The organism is Halorubrum rutilum (genome assembly GCF_024494565.1).
Map to the genome: position 1 here is coordinate 273,114 of NZ_JANHDN010000003.1, position 16,917 is coordinate 290,030.

The window sequence follows — 16,917 nt, forward strand, 5'->3', positions numbered from 1 at the left end:
GTGGCAACCGCGTGGAGCCGAGCGGCTGGGGCTGTGGCGGTGTTCGCCGGCAATCCGGTACCAGCCACGTATCGCTGAGCAGCCGTGGCTTCGGAAGCGGTCGCAATGACCTCTAATCAGACGTAAACGGTCGGGGCTCTACGGCGGGCCACCGCGCCGGCAACCGCTTACCGATCCCGGAACCCGTCGATACCGAGGTCGTGGAGGTCCGCGGAGACGTCGGCGACGCCGCCCTTGAGGTCCTCGTGGTACTCGATCAACCGCTCCTCGACCTCGTCGTGCTCGCGCGCGAGCACCTGCGCGGCCGAGAGGGCGGCGTTGAACGACTTCCCCGCGTCGACCGCGACGATCGGCGCGCCGGTCGGCATCCCGATGACGGAGTCGACCGACTTCTCCTGGACCGGGACGCCGATGACGGGCACCGGGTACGCGATCGAGGCGGTCATGTTCGGGAGGTCGGCAGACTTTCCGCCCGCGCCGGCGATTATCACGTCCAGCCCGCGCGCCGTCGCCGTCTCCCCGTACGCGTACATCAGCTCGGGGGTGCGGTGCGCGGAGACGACGTAACTCTCGTAGGTGAACCGGGCGTCGGGGGCCGCGTGGAAGTCGGTCTGCTCCGCGAAGCCGAGCTCGTCGAGCGCCTCGTACGTGCCCTCCATCGTCGGGAGGTCCGAGTCCGAGCCCATGACGATCCCCACGTCCGGGGTGGTGTCCGGGTCGGCGTCGGCCGCCGCCTCCGCTTCGAGCCGCTCGATCAGGTCGTCCACCGTGGTCATACGCGTGGGTTCGGCGGAGGGTTACAAGGAACTCCCGGATGCGGCGACTACGCGGATCAGTGGGTAGCCGCGGTTGCCGTCGCGGTCGACACCGACAAAGTCCCAGCCGCTCGGCAATACGTGGTCGCTGCCACAGGAACACCGCCAAAGCCCCAGCCGCGAGGACTCGATGCGCTCGTTGCGCGCTTCGGTCGTTCGCTTCGCTCACTCCCTCCAGTGCTTACGTCGCGCGTCTTCGTCCTCGCGACTGCCCCTTTGAGTCCCGCCCCGCACCGTTCTGCACCGCAGCCTCACGCCTCCCCAACCTCGCGGTTCGCGCTCTTCGAGCGCTCACCGCTCCCTCGCGCGTGCTGACTCGCGGCCGCCGAGGGCGGCCGCTCGCAGGCACGCGCCACCGCAGTTCGTTCATAAACGGTCGTCGCCGTTGCTCCCGAAATCTACGCGTCCCGGAACGTCAGCCCGTCGCGGAGTTCTCGCGCCCGAGAGAGCAGGGCGTCGCGGTCGGCGTCCTCGGGGTCGCCGCCCGTTTCGGCCACCGTCAGGTGCCCCATCTTCCGGAGCGGGCGGGCGTCGGCCTTCCCGTACCAGTGGAGGTCGGCGTCGGGCGCGGCGAGGACCTCGTCGACGCCGCGGAGCGTGGCGGGCCGGGTCTCGTCGACGTCTCCGAGGGCGTTCGCCGTGACCGCGGGCGCGACGAGGTCGGTCGGACCGAGCGGCCACCCGAGCACCGCGCGGACGTGGTTCTCGAACTGCGAGGTGCGCGCGCCCTCGATCGTCCAGTGGCCGGAGTTGTGCGGGCGCGGCGCGATCTCGTTGACGAGCACCTCGCCGTCGCGGGTCTCGAACAGTTCGATCCCGTAGACGCCGCGACCGTCGAGGAACTCCAGCACGTCGCGGGCGACCGACTCGGCCTCGGCGACGACCGCGTCGTCGGCGCGGGCGGGCGCGACGCTCTCGCGGAGGATCTCCTCGCGGTGGATCGTCTCTGTGACGGGATAAGTGCGCGTCTCGCCGTCGGCGCCCTTCAGCCCCATCACGGCGATCTCGCGCTCGAAGTCGAGGAGCTCCTCGGCCATCGCGTTCCCCCCGACCTCGTCGAGCGCGTCGGCGGCGTCGGCGAGGCCCTCCACCGGGACGTTCCCGCGGCCGTCGTACCCCCCCTCGCGGGCCTTCAGCATGACGCCCCCGAACTCCTCGACGACGCGTTCGAGCCCCTCGGCGGTCGCGACCGCAACGAACTCCGGGACGGGGATCCCCGCGTCCGCGAGCGCCTCCTTCTGGACCAGCTTGTCTTGGATCGTTTCGAGGGTCCCGGGGTCCGGCTGGACCGGGACGTCGTGCTCGGCGCTCGCCTCGGCCAGCAGCGCCGGGTCGGCCAGCTCGATCTCGAAGGTGAGCGCGTCGGCCCGGCTCGCCAGCTCGTGGACCGCGTCGGGGTCGTCGAAGTCGCCGACGATCTGCTCGCTGACGACGGGCGCGGCCGGGCAGTCGGGCGTCGGGTCCAGCACGACGACCTCGACGCCGAGCCGCGCGACCGCCTCGCCGATCATCCGACCCAGCTGTCCGCCGCCGACGACGCCGAGCGTCGGTCCCGGCAGGGTGATAGACATGCGCGGCGGTACCGAACGTTACTGCATAAATATTCCCACATCGACCGGTACAATAGACACGTTCGTGTGTACACGACCGGTTCGGTCGCGGGCGCCGACCGCCTACAGGTCGACCGTCGCGAGGTCGCTCTCCAGCTCGTCGACGTACTCGTTGTACGCGTCGACGAACCCCCTGAACGAGTCGGCGTACTCGCGGACGTCGGCCGCGGAGGGCGCCTCGTACTGCGAGAGGAGGTAGAGCCCCCCGGAGCCGCCGACGCGGAGGTACGAGACGGCCCCCTCGTCCCACTTCAGCTCCCAGCGGTCGCCGTCGACGCGGGCGGTGTAGGTCCCGTAGTCGTCGCCCTCGTACCGGTGTATCTCCCCGGCCATGACGGAACAGGCCTCGCGGATCCGGTCCAGCACGCGGTCGCGCTCGGCGACGACGCCGTCGGTCGAGGCGGGCTCGGGGAACTCGGCGCTCACGCCGTCGAGGACGCCCGACAGCGACTCGACGTACTCGTTCCACGCCGCGACGAACGCCGCGTAGTCGTCGAGCGCGGCCGCGAGCTCCTCCGGGTCCGGCGGCCGCTTCGTCGAGATCACGTACACGTCCGAGCCCGATTTCGGCGAGAACAGCAGGAACTCCAGCTCCCCGGCCTCGTGTTTGACCGTCCACGTCCCGCCCGGCGTCGACAGCTCGCGACGCCCGTAGTCGCCGCCCTGGAGCTTCGCGAGCTGGTAGGCGATCGCTCCGGCATGGTCGCGGACCGCGGCGACGAGCTCGTCGCGCCGGTCGGCGATTGCGTCCGCGTCACGCACGTCGAGGTCGAGCCCGAGGTCGGCGTGGGTGGTCACGGCCGATCTGGGCGCCACACGGGGTTAATCGGTTCGGGTCGGAGCGAGGCCGGCGGGGCCGGGCTGGGCTGGTGCGGCCGGCGGAGCCTCGGACCCGCGCCCGCCGGTCACGCGATCGACTCCCGGAGCTCTCGGACCCGCGCCGGCTCGTCGATCCCGGAGCGCAACACGACGGCGAACACCGCCTCGCCGTCCGGCTCCGGCGCGTCCCCGCTCAGGATCGCGCCCGACCCGGTCTCCTCGGCGAGCCACCGCCGCCCGTCGGCGATCGCCTGTCGGTTGAGCCACGCCGGCGGTCCCCCGACAACGAGCAGCGTCCGGTCCGCGCGCCCCTCCGGGACCTCGACGGTCGACTTGCCGCGGGCCGCCTTCCGGATCGTCGTCTCGATCGCCGACACCGCGGCGCTCGCGTCGACCTCGGCGGGCTCGTCCGAGCCGAACAGCCCGAGCCCGAACCGGGACCCCGACTCCGGCGGATCGACCGCCTGCGTCGCGTGCCCGACCGCGGCGATCTCCCCGTCGTCGCCGACCGCGCGGGCGATGTCGCTCGCGTCGAGCACCTGCTGCGGGGTCGACTCCGCCTCGCCGGAGTCGCCGGCCCCGAACAGCGCCGCCACCCGCTCGGCGACGACCTCGTTCAGCCGACCCCGCCCGTCGCGGAGCGTCTCTCCCGGCCGAAGCCACGCGTCGTTGTCGAAGGGGAACAGGGCCGCACAGCGGTCGGAGAGGGCGTCGAGCGTCCGGGCCGCGTTCTTCTCCGCGAGGGGGCGCCGAGGCTCGCGGTCCTCGGACTCGGGCGCGCTGCCGCGGGCGGCGTCGGTCCGGTCGACCGCCGATTCCGCCGACTCGCCTGACCCCGCCGACGTCCCCGACTCCGCCGGCGTCGGAAGGAGTCCGACGGCGTACACCGGGGCGTCGTAGAGCCGCGACAGCTCCTCGGCGAGCGCGGGGGCGGCGCCCGCGCCCGCGCCGCCGCCGAGACCGACGACGAGCACGAACGCCTCCGCGACGGACGGGTTCTCGTCGTCCATGGCGCGGCCGAGCTCGCTCGCGTGGGCGTCGCCGAGCCGCCGGGCGGCGTGGAGGTCACCGTCGAGCCCGCTCCCGTCGGCCGCGTCGCCGAAGCGGTAGCGGCGCGACTCGTCGACCGACCGGAGCGCGTCGAGGGCCGCCGCGTCCGTGTCGAACGCGTTGATCCCGTGCAGGAACCGCTCGTGGCCGTGATCGGCCGCGAGCCGGTCGACGATCCGGCCACCGGCGCCGCCGAGACCGATGACGTGAAGGCGCATACGTCACCCGGTCGGCGAGCGGGGGCTTATCTCTTCGGCTCGGCGGTCAGAACTCGTCGAGTCGCCGCTGTCCGCGGGGGACCGCCGCGGGGTCTCCCTCGGCGCCGACCTCGTTCGGATCGCCGCCGAGCAGCCGGATCAGCGCCGTGTCGGCGAACGTGAGCGCCAACACCAGCACGATGGGCGCGAGGAACAGCCCGTGGAAGCCGAAGACGACCGGACCGAAGATGTACGCGAGCATGAGCAGCCCGACGTGAGTCGTCTTCCCGCTGAAGTACGGCCGGAGCACGATGTCGGGGATCGTGTCGACGACGACGGCCGCGACGACGAGGAAGCCGGCGACGTAAGCGAGCAGCGAGACGTCGCCGCCGCCGAGGAGCGTCGGCACCGAGGTCACCGCCGCCAGCGGGAGGTACACGATCTTCATCCCGATCACGGGGATCAGGCTCGCGACGCCGGTGAGCGCGCCCGCGAGCGCCGGGTACGGGACCTCGACCGCGGCTGGCACGGCCACGTTGTACGCGGTGTACGTGACGACCGCGATGATCGAGATGGCGATGACGTTGAGCAGGTTTCCGTACAGCACCGCCTCCAGCTCGTCGTCGGCGGTTTCGAGGTACTCGCGGACCACCGCGTCGTCGTCGAAGGTGAGCAGCCACTCGTGGAACTTCGAGCCGTCGAGCAGCAGGTAGTAGGTGACGACGACGACGATCAGGAGGTTGAGGGCGAGCCCGGAGAGCGTGCTCGCGAGCAGCGGCGCCTGCTCGGAGACGAACTCGATCAGCGGGTCGAGCTGCCCCGAGCGATAGGCGGCGACGAGCCCGTCGAGCGTCGGGTCCGAGAGCTGAGCCAGGTCTCCGACCCAGGAGTCCTCCGCGCCGACCGTCTCCGCGACCGGGTACCGCTCGATGAACCGCCGCGCCTCGATCAGCACCAGCAGCACGGTGTAGCCGATGAGCCCGACGAGCGGGACCCCGATGAGCGACAGGGAGAGCACGGCCCTGGCGCGGGCGGGGAGTCGGAACCGTTCGAGCCGGTGGAAGAGCCGGCGCGTCGAGTAGTAGAGGAACACCGCGACCGTGAGCGGGGCGACGAACCGGTACCCGATGAACCCGACGACGAGCGCGACCGCGAGACCGAAGAGGGCGATGACGAACCGCTTCTCGTCCATGGCCCCGCGTCTCGGTGTGCCGACATAAACTATGTGCCTTCGCTCCGGGACGGAAACGGGCGTTCGGCCGTCCCCGCGGCCGTTCGACGGGCGCGCGTCAGTCGTCGTCCCCCTCCGGCGGACGCTCGATCCGACCGCCGTCTCGGTCGCCGTCCCGCTCGCCGTCTCGGTCGCCGTCCCGCTCGCCGTCTCGGTCGCCGTCCCGCTCGCTGCCTCGGTCGCCGTCCCGCTCACTCTCCCGCGAACCGTCGGGCCCGCGCTCCTCGATCGCCCGCTCAAACCGGGTCACCTGCTCCCGGTGCAGCGAGAGGATCATGTCCGCCAGCACGCCGAAGATCAGGAGCTGGATCCCGAGGACCGCCGAACCGACGGCGCCGATGGCGATGACCTCGTGGGTGATGCCGTACGCGAACCACTCGTAGAGGACGTACGCGGTCATCGCCGCGCCCACCGCGGTCGACACCGCCCCGACGCTGCCGAAGTAGAACAGGGGGTTGTTCGTCTTCGCCTTGCGGTACAGCTCCAGGAAGATCACGCCGCCGTCGCGGATCGGGTGGAGGTTGGTCGCGGAGCCGCCGGGACGCTCGCGGTAGGTGATCGGGACGACCGCGACGTCGACCTGGTTCTTCACGCATTCGACCGCCATCTCGGTCTCGATCCCGAAGCCGTCGGCGGTGAGGCGGAGCCGGAGGAACGACTCGCGGGTGAACGCCCGATACCCCGAGAGGATGTCCCGATAGCCCTCCCGGTGGATCGCGCGGAACGCGAGGTTGATGATCCGGTTGCCGACCCGGTTCAGCCGGGTCATCGCCCCCGGTCGCATGTCGGCGAACCGGTTCCCGATGACGTGGTCGGCCTCGCCGGCGAGCAGCGGGTTGAGCATCGCGTCGACGTCGGCCGCGTCGTACGTCGCGTCGGCGTCGGCCATCACGACGTACGGCGCGTCGACGTGGTCGCGGACCGCCTCGCGGACGGCCTGTCCCTTCCCGCGGCCCGACTGTTCGACGACGCGCGCGCCGGCCTCGCGGGCGGCCGCCCTGGTCCCGTCGGTGGAGCCGCCGTCGACCACGAGGACGTCGTCGATCCCGGCGTCGCGGAAGGCCTCGACGACGCGCGCGACCGTCTCGACTTCGTCCATCGCGGGCAGCAGGACGCAGACGTCGTCGTAGTCGCCCATGGCGGGTCGACGGCGGGGGAGTCCCTAAACTCTGCCCTTCGGGCGCGGTCGACGGAGCGCGAAGCGCCCTAGTTCGGCGCGACGATCGGTCCGCTCACCGGTTCGACGACGGTCCTGCGGCCACCCACACGCTCATGTACCCCACGATAGATCGTGTTAGCATGTCGCAGCCACCCGACCCTCACGTCGACGAGCTACTCAGCGCGGCGCGGACGGCGACCGGCGACGAGCTCCGGAGTCTCACCTACTTCACCGAGGACGACGTCACGCAGCTGTACCTCCGCAGCGACCTGAGCCGGACCGCGGACCTCGTCGGGTTCGCGGAGAACGAGCGCCAGGGGTTCCACTCGCAGTCGCTGTACGCCAACACGCAGCTCGGCGACTACCGGTTCACCGTCCGCGTGTTCGAGAACGGGTACCTGACGCGCGTCATCGCGGGGGAACACGGCGTCTGGGTGACGACCGACTCGATGGAGATCGACCGGTTCGAAGAGCTCGCCAGCGCGCTCTCGTCGATCCTCCGGTCGTTCGACCCGGCGTGACCCCTGCGAGCCGACTCCGGTCTCCGCCCGTCAGCCGAGGTGACTCTCTATCTCCGGGACCAGCTCGTCGGGGTCGACCGGCTTCGTGACGTAGCCGTCGGCGCCGGCCTTCACCGCCGCCATCATCTTCTCCCGCTGGTCGACGCTCGTGCACATCACGACCACGGCGTCCGGCCGCCGCTCCTTGATGGCGCGCGTCGCCTCGATCCCGGTCATCTCCGGCATGACGACGTCCATCGACACGGCGTCCGGCTCGTACGCCTCGAACAGCTCCACGGCCTCCGCGCCGTTCTCCGCCTCGCCGACGACGTCGAACGACCCCTCAAGCGCGTCCCGGACCACGGTCCGCTGGAACGAGGAGTCGTCGACGACGAGCACCCGGGCTGTCATGACCGATGATCGGCGGCTGAACGACAAAAGCGCGCGGATCGTCGGACGGTCGGAGCCGTCGAGCGCGTCCGATCCCCACACAACACCTTGTATATTCGATCAAGCGTATAATGAACATAGGAACAACGTTAAGGTGTATCCCGCGGTACGTCGCGACATGGAAACGCGGAAGGTCCAACGGCTGGGTCCGTCGACGCTGGCGATGACCCTCCCCGCCGAGTGGGCGCAGGAACACGGCGTCAACAAGGGCGACGAGGTGTCGCTCCGGATGGGCGGCAAGGGAACGCTCACCGTGCTCCCGGAGTCGGTGAGCACGGAGGAGTCGGAGGCCGTCATCAACGCCGACGGGCTCGACGCGCGGTCGCTGGAGCGGGCCATCGTCGCGCAGTACGTGCTCGGGCGGCGCGTGATCCACGTCCGGAGCGAGGGGACGCTCGACAGCGAGCACATCAACGCCGTCTACAAGGCCGAGACGCAGCTGATGGGGCTCGGCGTCATCGAGGAGACGCCCGAGGACATCTCCATCCGCTGCTCGGTCGACCCGGAGGACTTCACCCTCGACAACCTGCTCGAACGGCTGGAGAACACCGGGTCGACGATGCGCGGCGAGGCCGTGAAGGCGCTCGCGCACGGCAACCCCGACCTCGCGCAGCGCGCGCTCAACCGCGAGCGGCAGGCGAACAAGATCTTCGTCCTCCTGCTCCGGCTCATCTTCACCGCCTACCAGAACCCGAACCTCGCGCGTGCCGTCGGCCTGGAGGAGGGGTTCCCCCTCATCGGCTACCGCTCCGTGGCGAAGAACTTAGAGCTCACCGCCGACAACGCGGAGGACATCGCCGACATCGTGATGGAGGCCGACGGCCACACGCTCGACGTCGACAGCGCGACGATGCGGCAGATCCGCGAGTTCACCGATCAGGTGGACGAGCTGACGGCGCTCGCGGTCCGGGCCGTCGTCGAGCGCGACTACGACCTCACCGTCGAGTGCCGCGACCTGTTCGCCCGGCTGGAGGACCGCGAGCAGGAGATCCTCGCCGAGCTGCCGGACGACCTCGACAACGAGACGCTGCTGATGACCCGCGAGGTGCTCGTCAGCCTCCAGCACACCGCCGAGTACGCGATGCGGAACGCCGAGATCGCCGCGAACCTCGCCCTGAACGAGGAGTCGGAGCACGTCGAGATCATCTGAGAGCGCGGATCTCGTCGGCGCGGTCGCGCCCTTCGCATGAACTAAGTAGCCGCCCGCGAAGCGACGGGTATGAGCGAGGGATCCATCGAGTCTGACATGGAGATCGGCGTGGCGCTCGCGTTGGGGGCCGTCGCGCTCGTCGGGACGGTGCTGATGTTCGGGTACCCGTCGCAGATCGGTCGCGCGTGGGGGTTCGCGGCGGCGTTCGTCTTCGCCCTCTGTTCGGTCGCCGCCGTGCAGCTCTTCGACTGAGCGACCGGGAGACGAGAAACCGTTAAGGACGTTAGACGCCAACGTTGGCGACATGAGCGAGTACACCGAGGAGGAGCAGCGGATCCTCGCGTACCTCACGGACAGCGTCACCCGTGGCGAGCGCTACGTCCGCTCGAAGACGATCGCCGACGCCATCGGCCTCACGGCGAAGCAGGTCGGCTCGCGGCTCCCCCGACTCGCCGAGAAGTCCGACGACGTCGACATCGAGAAGTGGGGCCGAGCGCGGTCGACGACGTGGCGCGTGACGCCACAGGGCTGAGGTCGCGCGACGCCGCCGGGCCCGCTTCGTCCCCGCGTTACCGATCCCGCCGTCTCCGTTCCACCGGATCCCCGCCGCCTCCTCGCCGTCGGACTCCCGCCGCCTCCGCGCCGTCGGACTCGCGTGTTTTTAACCCCCGTGGCACCAACGGGCGGGTATGACCGTCCGAGTCTCCCGGACGTTCGAGTTCGACGCGCCCGCGGACGACGTGTGGGCGTTCATCTCGGACGCCGAGAAGCGCGCCGGCGCGATAAGCGTGGTCGACACCTTCGACGTCCACGGCGACGGGCGCGCGACCTGGCACGTCGCGCTCCCGATCCCGATGATCCGTTCGACCATCTCCGTCGAGACCGAGGAGGTCGAGCGCGACCCGCCGAACCGGGTGAAGTTCGTCGGCAAGTCGAAGGCGTTCCGCGTGACCGGCGAGCACACGATCACCGAGACCGACGGCGGCTGTCGGCTCGCCAACGAGTTCGTCGTCGACGGCCGGCTCCCGGGCGTCGAGTCGTTCTTCGAGCGCAACTTCGACGAGGAGCTCGACAACCTGGAGGACGCGCTGCGCGCCTCGCTGGGCCCGACGGCATGAGGGTCGCCGGCGTCCAGCTCGGCGTCGAGGGCGGCGCCGTCGCGGACAACGTCGAGAGCGCGGTCGAGCGCGTCCGGGCGGCCGCCGCCGACGGGGCGGACCTCGTCGTCCTCCCGGAGCTGTTCGACGTTGGCTACTTCGCGTTCGACTCGTACGCCCGCGCCGCCGAGAGCCTCGCCGGCGACCGGCTGTCGCGGTTCGCGGCCGTCGCGGCCGACGCCGACGTCAACGTCCTCGCCGGGACCGTCGTCGAGGACCTCGCGGCCTCCGCCGCGGACGGGATCGACGTCCCGGCCGAGGCGGGGCTCGCGAACGCGGCGGTCCTCTTCGACCGGGACGGGGAGCGTCGACTGGTCTACCGGAAGCGGCACCTGTTCGGGTACGGCTCGGAGGAGACCGACCGCATGGTCCCCGGCGAGCGCGTCCCGGTCGTCGACCTGGAGGGCGTGCGCGTCGGCGTCACGACCTGTTACGACCTCCGCTTCCCGGAGCAGTTCCGCGAGATGGCCGCGGCCGGCGTCGACTGCGTGCTGGTGCCGAGCGCGTGGCCGTACCCCCGCGTCGAGCACTGGCGGACGCTCGGCCGTGCGCGGGCCATCGAGAACCTCGCGTACGTCGCGACCGTCAACGGGAGCGGCGCGTTCGAGTCGGACGCGCTCTGCGGCCGGACGACCGTCTACGACCCGTGGGGGACCACCCTCGCGTCCGTGGGCGAAGAGCCGACGACGGTGACCGCCGAGATCGACCCGGAGCGGGCCGCGGCGGTGCGCGAGGAGTTCCCGGCGCTGCGGGACCGGCGCTGACTCCCGGCCCGGCGCTCCGACCCCCGTTCCGATCCGGATCCCCGAGCCCGGACCGTCTGGTTTATACCGGAGAAGCGACTACGTGGAGTTGCCGAAGTCCGACGCTTTTCTCGTTGGAGTTCGGCGACAACACCGCGCGCCCGTCCCGACCGCTCGGGCGGCGACGCCGACGACAGCCCGGGGGTCCGCTGTCCGGCCGCCGCCCGCCCGCCTCCCGTCCCGCCTTCGCCGCGTTTCGCCTCCCTTCCCTTTCCGCGCGTGACTCGCGACGACGCTTCCGGTCGCGACCGCCGCGTTCGTCGCTAAGAATATCTGATTTGATAATCTGGACGGTAGCTTCTTGTTCCGCATCGGGCTGGTCGTACACGCCGCGGACGAAACCGGCCGGCCCGCCTAACGTCGGGCGGGCCGGCCGGACACTCGCTTCCACCGTCCGTCGTCCGTCGGCTCTCGGGTCCGGGTCCGACCCGCTCCCACACCGTACCCGGACCCCTTCTGCGGCGCGCGACGGCGTGCCGTCGGCGTTCGCGGCACCGGATCCCTCTCGCGGCGAGCGAGCGCGTCCCGGAGCGACTCTGGCAGAGCGGTCCGACCGGAGCGACCCGACCGGCCCGCCGACGCGAAGCGCAAGGACGAAACCTCCGGACGCCGAACCCTCGGTCGAATGTTCCCCCGGGAGTACCGCGGCGTCGCCTTCGTCGTCGGACTGTTCCTCGCCGTGCAGCTGGGCGCGCTGGCGCTGGTCCCCGAGTTCGCCGAGAGCGGGTATCAGGCGGTCGAGAACCCCGACGACCCGACGAACAGCGTCGTGTACGTCCTCGCGATCCTGGTCATGACGGGGGTGATGCTCGCGGCTTTCAGGTACGACTTCGACGGCGCGGTCCGGCTCCTCATCGTCGGCACCTCCGCGTGGCTCTCGTGGTACGTCTTCTCCGCGCTGGTGTCGCCGCTGGCGGCGGCCGTGCCGGCGGCCGCGGTCGGCGTGGGGCTGCTCGTCTACCCCGAGTGGTACGTGATCGACGCGGCCGGGGTGTTGATGGGCGCCGGGGCGGCCGGACTCTTCGGCATCTCGTTCGGGCTGCTCCCCGCGCTGATCCTGCTCGCGTTCCTCGCCGTCTACGACGCCGTCTCGGTGTACGGCACCGAGCACATGCTGTCGCTCGCGGAGGGCGTGATGGACCTGAACATCCCCGTGGTGCTCGTGATCCCGCTGTCGCTGTCGTACACGCTGCTCGGCGACGACGAGGAGGGGGGCGCCGGCGGTCCGGACGACGCGACCGACGCGGAGGCCGACGAGGCGGACGGCGCCAGCGAGGCGGCCGGGGACGACGGGAGCGTCGGAAGCGATGGGGCCGCTGGCGACGACGGGACCGCCGGAGACGACGAGGCCGCCGACGTCTCGGACCCCACGCCCATCGAGGAGCGCGACGCCTTCTTCATCGGGCTCGGCGACGCCGTGATCCCGGCCGTGTTGGTCGCGAGCGCGGCGACGTTCTCCCCCGCCGCCGGGCTCGCGGTCCCGCTCCTCGGCGTCAACCTCCCCGCGCTGCTCGCGATGGTCGGGAGCCTCGCCGGGCTCCTCGTCCTGATGAGCTGGGTGATCGAGGGCCGGCCGCACGCCGGGCTCCCGCTGTTGAACGGCGGCGCCATCGGCGGCTACCTGATCGGCTCCGTCGCCGCCGGCGTCCCCCTCGCGAACGCGGTGGGGCTCGCCGGGGTCCTCTGATACGGGGACATCTGGGCCGACACGATTTTTAAATCGCTCGCCGTCGTTCGACCGTGTCCGATCCGACCCCACACCACGTCGGCCTCACCGTCGCCGACCTCGACCGCGCCGTCGACTTCTACGCCGAGACGTTCGACCTCGACCTCGCCGCGGAGTTCGCCGTGGGCGGCGAGGCGTTCGCGGACGCCGTCGCCGTCGACGGCGCGGCCGCAGACTTCGCGCACCTCGTCGCCGGCGGGGAGGGCGACGGTAACGAGACGATCGTCGAGTTGGTCGCGTACGACCCCGAGGGCGAGCCGACACCCGATCCGGAACTGAACCGACCGGGCGCGGTCCACCTCGGGCTCTCCGTCGACGACGTGGAAGCGTTCCACCGCGGGCTCGACGACGACGTGGAGACCCTCAGCGAGCCGCGGACGACCGAGAGCGGGACCACGGTCCTGTTCGTCGTCGACCCCGAGGGCAACCTGATCGAAGTGCTGGACGCGTGAGATCGGGAAGATCGGGACCGGCTCTCACTTGACCTTCGTGCCCGGCCCGGCGTCCCCGTGGGTGGTGAGGAGGTCGGCCTCCTCGCCGGCCGCGAGCACCATCCCGTTCGACTCGACGCCGAACAGCTCCGCCTTCTCCATGTTGGCGAGCACGACCACCTTCGTACCGGGCAGGTCGTCGACGTCGTGGAGCCGCTTCAGCCCGGCGACGATCGTCCGGGTCTCGGCGCCGAGGTCGACGCGGAGCCTCAGGAGGTCGTCGGCGCCCTCGATGCCCTCGGCCTCCTCGATCCGGCCGATCCGGATGTCCAGTTCCTGAAAGTCGTCGAAGCCGATCCGGTCGTCGCTGAGGGGGTCGACGTCGGTCGCGTCGGGGTCGTCGGTGGCGTCGTCTGCGTCTCCGCCGTCGTCCTCGTCATCTGGCTCGTCGCCCTCCTCGTCGCCGGCCTCCGCCTCGGCGACCCGCGACTCCAGCTTCTCGTTGAGCGCCTCGACGCGCTCGTCCTCGATCTGATCGAACAGCTCGGTCGGCTCCGCGAGATCGCCGGCGGGCCCCTCGCGGGCGGCCTCGACCGTGACCTCGTGGACCGAGCCGTCCTCGCCGAGCTGGGCCCACAGGCGCTCGCACTTCTCGGGGGCGATCGGCTCGAACAGCACCGCGATCGCCTTCGCGACCGCGACGCAGTCGTGGATGACCCGCGCGGCCTCGTCGGGGTCCTCGTCGACGAGGTTCCACGGCTCGTTCCGCTGGATGTACTCGTTGCCGAACCGCGCGAGGTCGGTGACGGCGTCGCCGAGCGCGCGCACGGAGTAGTCGTTGACGGCCGCCTCGACGTCGGCGATCGCCGCCTCGATCCGCGCTTCGACCTCGTCGCTCGTCGCGTCCGCGATCGGCGCGTCGTCGTAGTTGCGGTGGGCGAACAGCAGGGATCGGTAGAGGAAGTTGCCGACGGTCCCAACCAGCTCGGTGTTGACGCGGTCGCGGAACTTCTCCCACGAGAAGTCCACGTCCTGCTGGAACCCGCCGTTGGTCGCGAGGTAGTAGCGCAGCGGGTCGGGGTGGAACCCCTCGTCGAGGTACTCGTCGGCCCAGACGGCGCGGTCGCGGCTCGTCGAGAACCCCTTCCCGCCGAGGGTGACGAAGCCGCTCGCCATCACCGCGCGCGGCTCGGCGTGGTCGGTCGCCTCCAGCATCGCGGGCCAGAAGATCGTGTGGTGCTGGATGATGTCGCGGCCGATCACGTGGACGATCTCGCCGCCCTCGGGGTGGGCGTCGCTCGCCCCCTCCAGCCAGGCCGCCTCCCAGTCGTACTCGTCGGCGCCGACGCGCTCGGAGTACTGCTTCGTCGAGGAGATGTACTCGATCGGGGCGTCGACCCAGACGTAGAGGACGAGGTTTTGGGGATTGTCCCCCGGATAATCGATCCCCCAGTCCATGTCGCGGGTGATACACCAGTCCTGGAGCCCCTGCTCGATCCACTCGCGGGGCTGGTTCCGGGCGTTCGAGGTGCCCTCCAGCCGGTCGAGGAAGCCGGAGAGGTACTCCGAGAACTCCGAGACCGCGAAGAACTTGTGGGTGCGCTCGCGGTACTCGGCGGGGTTGCCGGTGATCGTCGAGACGGGGTCCTCGACCTCGCCGGGTTCGAGGTGGCGCTGGCACCCCTCGTCGCACTCGTCGCCGCGGGCGTGCGCGCCGCAGTACGGGCAGGTCCCCTCGACGTAGCGGTCGGGGAGGTACTGGTCGTCGACCGGGTCGTACGCGACCATGATCTCCTTCTCGTAGACGTGGCCCGCGTCCTCCAGGTCGCGGACGAGCTCCTGGGTGACCGCGGTGTTCGTCTCGTCGTGGGTGTGGCCGTAGTTGTCGAACTCGACGTTGAACTTCGGGAACGTCTCGGCGTACCGCTCGTGCCAGTCGAGCGCGAACGCCTCGGGGGAGACGCCCTCCTGCTCGGCGTTGACCGCGACGGGCGTCCCGTGCATGTCCGAGCCGGAGACGAACGCGGTCTCCTGGCCGAGTCGCTCGAGCGCGCGGCTGTACACGTCGCCGCCGACGTAGGTGCGCAGGTGGCCGATGTGGAGGTCGCCGTTGGCGTACGGCAGCCCGCAGGTCACCACCGCGGGTCGGTCGGTGGGGAAGTCGTCGTGGCTCATGTGGTGCGTGTATCGAGTTGTCGTGGATACGGGCCTAAAGCCCGCTGGTTCGGGGCCGAGCGGACGGCCCGGACGTTTCGGGAAGACTCACAACAGGTCGCGAACGATCCGCGCCGCGTCGGCGGCGGTCGGCGCGAGCACGTAGACGATGGGCTCGACGCCGACCGCGCCCGTCTGGTAGCAGACGAGCGTCGCCGCGTCTCCCCCGGTCGCCGAGGCGTCGGCGCCCGCGACCGCGTCGGCGACCGCCGCGCGCGTCCCGCGCTCGGCGTCGAACTCGACGGTCGGATACGACTCGGCGAGCGCCGCGACGGTGTCGGGGTCGTACCGGACGTTCACGGCGCCGCGAGCGGTCGCGCCCGCCTCGCGCGCCGCGAGCAGCACCGTGGCGACGTGCTCGCTCACGCCGAACTCGGGCTCGCCGGGGACCATGGCCCGCCCCTTCACGTCGACGAGGCGGCCGGGGACCGCGGCGACGTCGTCGATGGTCCGCGCGTCGTCGAGGCACTCGGCGACGTTGGCCCCGACGTTCGGGATGAGCGCGGCGAAGCCCGAGGCGTTCGTCAGGGTGCGGAGCCCGCGCCGCACCGAGCCGAGGACGCGCTCGCGCTCGCGGAGCCCGCTGTCCGGGTCGTGGACCGAGAACTCCACGTCGGCGTCCGCGAGCGCCGGCATCGCTTCCTCGTGGAGCTCCGCGAGGAGGTCCCCCTCCTCCAGCCGCCGGATCAGCACCTCGATCTCGACGAGCGCGCCGACCGGGCTCAGGTCGCCGTCGGCGAGCCCCTCGCCCACCCGATCGACGAGGTCGCGGACGCGCTCGTCGGCGACGATCCGGTCGTGGCGCGCCACGTCGCCGTGGGCGTACTTCGAGACCGCGGACTGCGAGATGCCGAGCGCGTCGGCGACCTCGCGCTGCGTGAAGCCGCGGTCGCGGAGGTCCTCCGCCAGCATCGAGCGCACGGTCGGGAGGAACTCGTCGACGACGACCTCCTCGATGAACTTCATGACTCGGCCTCCGCATTCCCGCCGACCTCCTCGTTCCCCTCGCCGTCGAACTCCGGGTCGTCGCCGATCCGGGACGCCTGCGGCCCGTCCTGATCCTGGTACTTCGAGCCGCGCTCCGCGCCATACGGGCGGTCGGCGGGCGACTTCAGCTCGGTGAACGTGAGCTGCGAGACGCGCATCCCCGGCGAGAGCGCGACGGGCGCGGTGCCGAGGTTCGACAGTTCGAGCGTGATCTGCCCCTTGTAGCCGGGGTCACAGAGGCCGGCGGTGGCGTGCACGACGATCGCGAGCCGTCCGAGCGACGAGCGGCCCTCGACGTGCGCGACGAGGTCGTCCGGGATCTCCACGCGCTCTGTCGTCGTCCCGAGGACGAAGTCGCCGGGGTGGAGGATGAACTCGCCGCCCTCGTCGACGGTCGTCTCCGTGACGTACTCGCCGACCTCGTCGGCCTCGGTCGGGTGGATGCAGGGGATGTTGGTGCGCTGGAACTCCAGGAAGCGCTCGCCGAGCCGCAGGTCGACGCTCGCGGGCTGGACCTGCTGGTCGACGTCGCCGAGCGGCTCGACCACGAGGTCCCCGTCCGCGAGCCGGCCGAGGATGTCCGCGTCCGACAGGATCATACCGAGAGGGGGAGCGCCG

The 16,917-nt window shown here is 71.1% G+C and carries 18 protein-coding genes; 8 read left to right on the plus strand and 10 right to left on the minus strand.

The annotated features are described in order from the left end of the window. Positions 1–167 precede the first annotated feature (167 nt). From purE to aglJ, 6 genes are all read right to left on the minus strand, one after another. Entirely contained in the window at positions 168–776 is a 609-nt protein-coding gene (gene purE, locus NO900_RS07935; protein ID WP_256408680.1) for a 5-(carboxyamino)imidazole ribonucleotide mutase, read from the minus strand. A gap of 437 nt (positions 777–1,213) precedes the next feature. Next, entirely contained in the window at positions 1,214–2,386 is a 1,173-nt protein-coding gene (purK, locus tag NO900_RS07940) for a 5-(carboxyamino)imidazole ribonucleotide synthase (RefSeq protein WP_256408681.1), read from the minus strand. 102 nt (positions 2,387–2,488) lie between these two features. Beyond that, the gene (locus NO900_RS07945) at positions 2,489–3,223 is read right to left on the minus strand and encodes a profilin-fold protein (RefSeq protein ID WP_256408682.1); all 735 of its coding nucleotides are present in this window, start codon (positions 3,221–3,223) and stop codon (positions 2,489–2,491) included. 107 nt (positions 3,224–3,330) lie between these two features. Continuing rightward, on the minus strand, positions 3,331–4,512 hold the full coding sequence (locus tag NO900_RS07950; protein ID WP_256408683.1) for an FtsZ/tubulin family protein: 1,182 nt from the start codon (positions 4,510–4,512) through the stop codon (positions 3,331–3,333). Positions 4,513–4,558: 46 nt separating this feature from the next. Further along, positions 4,559–5,683, minus strand: a complete 1,125-nt coding sequence (locus tag NO900_RS07955; protein WP_256408684.1) for an AI-2E family transporter — start codon at positions 5,681–5,683, stop codon at positions 4,559–4,561. A 97-nt stretch (positions 5,684–5,780) separates the two neighbouring features. Beyond that, positions 5,781–6,860 (minus strand): S-layer glycoprotein N-glycosyltransferase AglJ, encoded by a 1,080-nt coding sequence (gene aglJ, locus NO900_RS07960; RefSeq protein ID WP_256408685.1) that lies wholly within the window; start codon positions 6,858–6,860, stop codon positions 5,781–5,783. A gap of 161 nt (positions 6,861–7,021) precedes the next feature. On the opposite strand from aglJ, the gene NO900_RS07965 reads away from it, so the two are divergent. Continuing rightward, entirely contained in the window at positions 7,022–7,402 is a 381-nt protein-coding gene (locus NO900_RS07965; protein ID WP_256408686.1) for a DUF7522 family protein, read from the plus strand. A 30-nt stretch (positions 7,403–7,432) separates the two neighbouring features. On the opposite strand, the gene NO900_RS07970 is transcribed toward NO900_RS07965, so the two are convergent. Then, positions 7,433–7,792: a response regulator gene (locus NO900_RS07970; protein ID WP_256408687.1), complete on the minus strand. Its 360-nt coding sequence runs from the start codon at positions 7,790–7,792 to the stop codon at positions 7,433–7,435. Between the two features lie 157 nt (positions 7,793–7,949). Between NO900_RS07970 and NO900_RS07975 the strand changes: the two genes are divergently transcribed. From NO900_RS07975 to NO900_RS08005, 7 genes are all read left to right on the plus strand, one after another. Beyond that, positions 7,950–8,981 carry a phosphate signaling complex PhoU family protein gene (locus NO900_RS07975; RefSeq protein WP_256408688.1) on the plus strand — a complete coding sequence of 344 codons (1,032 nt, stop codon included), beginning with the start codon at positions 7,950–7,952 and terminating at the stop codon, positions 8,979–8,981. Positions 8,982–9,050: 69 nt separating this feature from the next. Next, positions 9,051–9,233 carry a DUF7525 family protein gene (locus NO900_RS07980; RefSeq protein ID WP_256408689.1) on the plus strand — a complete coding sequence of 61 codons (183 nt, stop codon included), beginning with the start codon at positions 9,051–9,053 and terminating at the stop codon, positions 9,231–9,233. 52 nt (positions 9,234–9,285) lie between these two features. Next, on the plus strand, positions 9,286–9,513 hold the full coding sequence (locus tag NO900_RS07985) for a DUF7123 family protein (RefSeq protein ID WP_007998354.1): 228 nt from the start codon (positions 9,286–9,288) through the stop codon (positions 9,511–9,513). A 157-nt stretch (positions 9,514–9,670) separates the two neighbouring features. Next, a complete protein-coding gene (locus NO900_RS07990) occupies positions 9,671–10,099 on the plus strand; it encodes an SRPBCC family protein (protein ID WP_256408690.1) in 429 nt (142 codons plus the stop codon). After that, positions 10,096–10,902 carry a nitrilase-related carbon-nitrogen hydrolase gene (locus NO900_RS07995; RefSeq protein WP_256408692.1) on the plus strand — a complete coding sequence of 269 codons (807 nt, stop codon included), beginning with the start codon at positions 10,096–10,098 and terminating at the stop codon, positions 10,900–10,902. Before NO900_RS07990 ends, NO900_RS07995 begins: the two co-directional genes overlap by 4 nt. A gap of 664 nt (positions 10,903–11,566) precedes the next feature. Further along, the gene (locus NO900_RS08000) at positions 11,567–12,628 is read left to right on the plus strand and encodes a presenilin family intramembrane aspartyl protease PSH (RefSeq protein ID WP_256408693.1); all 1,062 of its coding nucleotides are present in this window, start codon (positions 11,567–11,569) and stop codon (positions 12,626–12,628) included. Between the two features lie 53 nt (positions 12,629–12,681). Beyond that, positions 12,682–13,119: a VOC family protein gene (locus tag NO900_RS08005; RefSeq protein ID WP_256408694.1), complete on the plus strand. Its 438-nt coding sequence runs from the start codon at positions 12,682–12,684 to the stop codon at positions 13,117–13,119. 24 nt (positions 13,120–13,143) lie between these two features. On the opposite strand, the gene metG is transcribed toward NO900_RS08005, so the two are convergent. The 3 genes from metG to dcd all read right to left on the minus strand — a co-directional run bounded on the left by metG (position 13,144) and on the right by dcd (position 16,898). After that, a complete protein-coding gene (gene metG / locus NO900_RS08010; RefSeq protein WP_256408695.1) occupies positions 13,144–15,273 on the minus strand; it encodes a methionine--tRNA ligase in 2,130 nt (709 codons plus the stop codon). A gap of 87 nt (positions 15,274–15,360) precedes the next feature. Continuing rightward, on the minus strand, positions 15,361–16,278 hold the full coding sequence (locus NO900_RS08015) for a thiamine-phosphate synthase family protein (protein ID WP_256408696.1): 918 nt from the start codon (positions 16,276–16,278) through the stop codon (positions 15,361–15,363). After that, the gene (gene dcd / locus NO900_RS08020; protein ID WP_256408697.1) at positions 16,275–16,898 is read right to left on the minus strand and encodes a dCTP deaminase; all 624 of its coding nucleotides are present in this window, start codon (positions 16,896–16,898) and stop codon (positions 16,275–16,277) included. The genes NO900_RS08015 and dcd overlap by 4 nt, the downstream gene beginning before the upstream one ends. Positions 16,899–16,917 lie beyond the last annotated feature (19 nt).